3 protein-coding genes are annotated in these 2,574 nt (G+C 76.8%); all 3 read right to left on the bottom strand.

The window, feature by feature from the left end; all coding sequences use genetic code 11:
- Positions 1–206: 206 nt before the first annotated feature.
- Positions 207–557: an RNA polymerase-binding protein RbpA gene (locus tag HLB09_RS15660; RefSeq protein WP_171204248.1), complete on the bottom strand. Its 351-nt coding sequence runs from the start codon at positions 555–557 to the stop codon at positions 207–209.
- A 338-nt stretch (positions 558–895) separates the two neighbouring features.
- Entirely contained in the window at positions 896–2,302 is a 1,407-nt protein-coding gene (locus HLB09_RS15655) for an MFS transporter (RefSeq protein ID WP_322790220.1), read from the bottom strand.
- On the bottom strand, positions 2,299–2,574 hold a 276-nt coding region (locus tag HLB09_RS15650), incomplete at its 5' end, for a glycerophosphodiester phosphodiesterase family protein (protein WP_281359478.1). The genes HLB09_RS15655 and HLB09_RS15650, both read right to left, overlap by 4 nt.

Genomic DNA, 2,574 nt, shown 5'->3' with positions numbered 1-2,574 from the left:
TCAACCAGCTCCTCGACCGCTTCGCCGACGCTCAGAAGATGATGCGCTCCATGCGCAAGGGCGGCGGCATGCCCGGCCTGGGGGGCCTCCCCGGCACGGGCGGCGGTCGCGGCGGACCCGGGGGCGGCGCGGCCGTCGTCGTGGTGCGGTCCGCTCGGGCCGGCGCCGAGGTCAGGGGGCCGGCAGCACGAGCGGTGCGCGGGCGCTCAGGCGGAGCGCTTGGCGTGGAGCATGCCGCTGCGCAGCAGCTCCAGCCTCTCGTCGAGGAGCACCTGCAGGTCGGCGACCGAACGCCGCTCGAGCAGCATGTCCCAGTGCGTGCGCGGGGGCTTGCCCGGCTTCTCCTCGGGGCGCGAGGCGTCCCGCAGGAGCGCCATCTCGCCGCACCGGCACTCCCAGAGCGCCGGCACGTCCGCCTCCACGGAGAGGGGGACGACGGTCCGGTGGTCGTTCGAGCAGACGTACTCGCGCATCTGCCGGGGCGCCGGCTCGACGCCGGTGTCCGACTCGAGGCTCGCCGCGCCCAGCCGGGTGCCTCTCAGGCTCCTGTCGGCCATGGTGAGCCACCTCCATCCTGTTCTGCTGCCACGGGACGCCGCGGGGTGGGGGCGTCCGGTACCTGGGGTCCAACGGTCACCCGCAGCACCCTGTTCCTCATCCGGCTGGGCGGCACCTGGGAGTTCTCCCCAGCCGGGCCGGGCCCGCCGTCCCCCAGGCCCGTCATCCCTCCTTCGACGCCGCGGCCTCCTGCGGATGCCCCGGCGGCCCCCGGGTTCCCGGTCCGCCTCGCACCTCGCGCGCGCGGCGCGGGCGGCGTCACCCGGACGGAGCAGCGCCCACGCCTGTGCTCGTGCCCCCTGCGCTCGTGCCCGCTGCCCGGTGGGCCGCGCGTCCCTCACACCCTCCTCGGCTGCTCGCGACCCGCGTCCGCGATCCCCCGGCGGACGTCGACCCGCAGCAGCAGGAGGCCGCCGAGCACGAAGAAGACGACGAGCGAGGCGACAGCGGGCCGGTAGGAGCCCGTGAGCTGGTAGACGAGGCCGAAGACGAGGGTCCCGACCCACGAGGTCCCGCGCTCGGCCGCCTGGTACAGGCTGAAGTACTGCGCCTCCCGACCCACCGGCACGAGCTGGCTGTAGAGGGACCGCGAGATGGCCTGGGTGCCGCCGAGCACGAGCCCGATGGCGACGGCGAGGAGCAGGAAGAGGCCGAAGCGGCCGGGCGGCAGGACGAAGCCGGCCGCCACGACGGCCGTCCACGCGACGAGCGACCACAGCACCGTGCGCTTCGCGCCGAAGCGGCCGGCGAGGGCGCCGAAGACGAGCGCTCCCACGAAGGCGACGGCCTGCACGAGGAGGATCGCGGTGATGAGCTGCGCCTGCGCGAGGCCCAGCTCGACCGTGCCGAAGAGGCTGGCGGCGTAGATCACCGTCTGGACGCCGTCGTTGTAGAGCAGGAAGGCCGCGAGAAGCAGGAGCGTCATGGGGTGCCCCCGCGCGTGGCGCAGCGTCCGCACGAGCTCGCCGGCGCTGCCGGCCAGGGCGCCCCGGCGCCGCGCGGGCGCCGGCTCGTCGTCCGGGGGCCGCACGAGGGGGCGGTCCCGCAGCCCGAGGACGGGCACGAGGCTGAAGACGCCCCACCACACGCCGGCGGACAGCAGGCTCACGCGCACCGCCTCGGCCTCCGTGAGCCCGAGGGCGTCGCGCCCGGACACGACGGCGAGGTTGGCCGCCAGCAGGAGGAAGCCGCCGAGGTAGCCCAGCGCCCAGCCCCGGCTGGAGACGGCGTCGCGCTCGTCGGGGCCCGCGAGGTCGAGCAGCAGGGCGTTGTAGACGACGAGCGAGGCCCCGAGCGAGGCCCCGGCCACCACCTGCAGGACGACGCCGAGCTGCCAGTCGGTGCCCGTGACGGCGGCCATGGCGGCGGCGGCCGTGGCGCCGACCAGCGCGAACGCCCCGAGGAGCAGGCGCTTGCGGACGACCCGGTCGCACAGGGCGCCGACGAGCGGCAGCAGCAGCGCGCTGAGCGCCGTCGAGACCGTCGTCGTGTACAGCGCCAGCGACCCCGGGGCGACCGGCACGCCGAGGACCGAGAGGGTCGCGTCGCACGCCGCCCCGTCGGCGAGGTCGGGGCAGGCGGCCGCCGTGGCCACGGCGGTGAGGTAGGGGGCGAAGAGCACCGTGCCCGTCGTCGTGACGTACGCCGAGTTGGCCCAGTCGTAGACGTACCAGGCGCGGCGCTCGCGACGGAGCTCCGGGGGCACCGGGGCGCCCGGGGCGCGCGCCGCGGGGGAGGGGCTCACCGCGCGCGCCCCGGCCCGCCGACGCGCGCGTCCAGCACGCGGCGCAGGAGGTCGGTGCGGTCGGTCACGAGCCCGTCGACGCCCCCGTCGAGCAGCCGGTGCATCGTCGGGACGTCGTCGACCGTCCACACGTGGACGAGCCGGCCCGCCTCGTGGACGGCGCGCACGAAGGCGGGGGTGGCCACGCGCTCGGGCACCTGGACGACGTCGACGCCGGCCAGCGCCCGGGCGACGGCCCGCCGCCGCGCGGCCGCGGGCAGGGGGGCGCGGAC

The sequence above is a fragment of the Pseudokineococcus marinus genome (assembly GCF_013004605.1).
Classification (GTDB): domain Bacteria; phylum Actinomycetota; class Actinomycetes; order Actinomycetales; family Quadrisphaeraceae; genus Pseudokineococcus; species Pseudokineococcus marinus.
The sequence above is the reverse complement of the archived record's forward strand: the minus strand, read 5'-3'. Positions and strand labels throughout refer to the sequence as shown.

What these genes read in the sequence shown, in the direction of transcription:
- HLB09_RS15660 (WP_171204248.1), bottom strand. Translation starts at nt 557, where the DNA reads ATGGCCGACAGGAGCCTGAGAGGCACCCGGCTGGGCGCGGCGAGCCTC.